This window comes from Novosphingobium sp. 11B (genome assembly GCF_054589055.1).
In genome coordinates this window covers 1-1,213 of record NZ_BAAILP010000302.1, presented here as the reverse complement: position 1 = coordinate 1,213, position 1,213 = coordinate 1, and the positions used below count along the sequence as shown (strand labels likewise).

General features: G+C 65.2%; 2 protein-coding genes. Both read right to left on the bottom strand.

Going from position 1 to position 1,213, the window contains the following annotated elements; translation table 11 throughout:
- Positions 1–362, bottom strand: a 362-nt coding sequence (locus tag ACYPYD_RS26090; RefSeq protein ID WP_459666541.1) for an MFS transporter, incomplete at its 3' end; no start/stop codon positions are given.
- A partial coding sequence (locus ACYPYD_RS26085; RefSeq protein WP_459666539.1) for an MFS transporter occupies positions 359–1,213 on the bottom strand: 855 nt, incomplete at its 5' end. The genes ACYPYD_RS26085 and ACYPYD_RS26090, both read right to left, overlap by 4 nt.

Here is a 1,213-nt window from a genome sequence, read left to right as displayed (position 1 = left end):
ATGCGCAGAAGGACCAGCAGTGCGGGCGCCCACAGCCCGATCGTCGCATAAGACGGGATCAAGCCGACGGCCACGGTCGCGCCTGCCATCATCACGATCGTTATCCCCAGTACCGCCTTGCGCCCGTAACGATCTCCCAATGGACCCCAGAAGAACCCTCCGAGCGGGCGGATCAGGAACGAGATCGCGAACGTCGCCAGCGCGAACAGCGTCGCTTCCGCCGTTTCCCCCGGGAAAAGCGCGGCGGAGATATACGTCACTCCATATGCGTAGATGCCGTAGTCGAACCATTCGGTGGCGTTGCCGATAGCCGAGGCGGCGATTGCGCGGTGCAGGACGGCGGGCGAGGTCGGTTCGGTCATGAAGATGTGCTTTCGTCGGCGGCGTCAGGCGTGGCCGACATTTCGATTGAAAGGGGCGTGGTTCGCGGCAGAACGACGTAGGTTTCCTGAAGATGGGTCGGCACCGGCTCGGAACGGGCCTGCCGCCACAAGCCGAAGGCGAGCGCCGTGCCTGCACAGGCTGCGACGAACAGGAACAGTCCCGAAGTTCCCAGAAAAGTCATCGCGATAGCCGCCATCGAAGGCCCGATCGCGGCGCCGAGCGAGTAGAGAAGCACCAGCCCCCCACTGGCCGCTATCCGCTGATCCGAGGTCAAGTGATCGTTGGTGTGAGCGACACACAAAGGGTACAGAGCGAAACTCAAGCCGCCAAACAAGGCACCGAACGCCATCAGCGGCAGGGTGCCGCTCGTCAGCGCGATCGCGAGGCTGGCAATTAGCGTTCCGGCAAAACCCATCACGATCACCTTGCGCCGATCCATCCGGTCGGACAGGCGGCCGAGCGGCCATTGCAGAGCGACGCCGCCCATGATGACCACGCTCATGAACAGAGCCGTCGCAGACAGGTCCAGCCCGGATCGCCGCGCATAGACCGCGCCCATCGCGTAGAACGCGCCGAGCATCACGCCGGTCAGGAAGGCCCCGACGATCCCCAGCGGCGATACCGCGTAGAGTTCGCGAAACGTGAGCGACGCCGCCTCTCCCCGTGCGGGCGCGGCGATGCGGGTCAGCACCACCGGCACGGCGGCAAGCGAGATCAGGATCGAGCCCGCCAGCAGCGGCATCGTCGAGCCCCCGCCGCCAAGGTTCAGCGTGAACTGGCCGATCGCCTGCCCCCCGTAGAGCGCGATCATGTAGCCTGCCAGGATGCT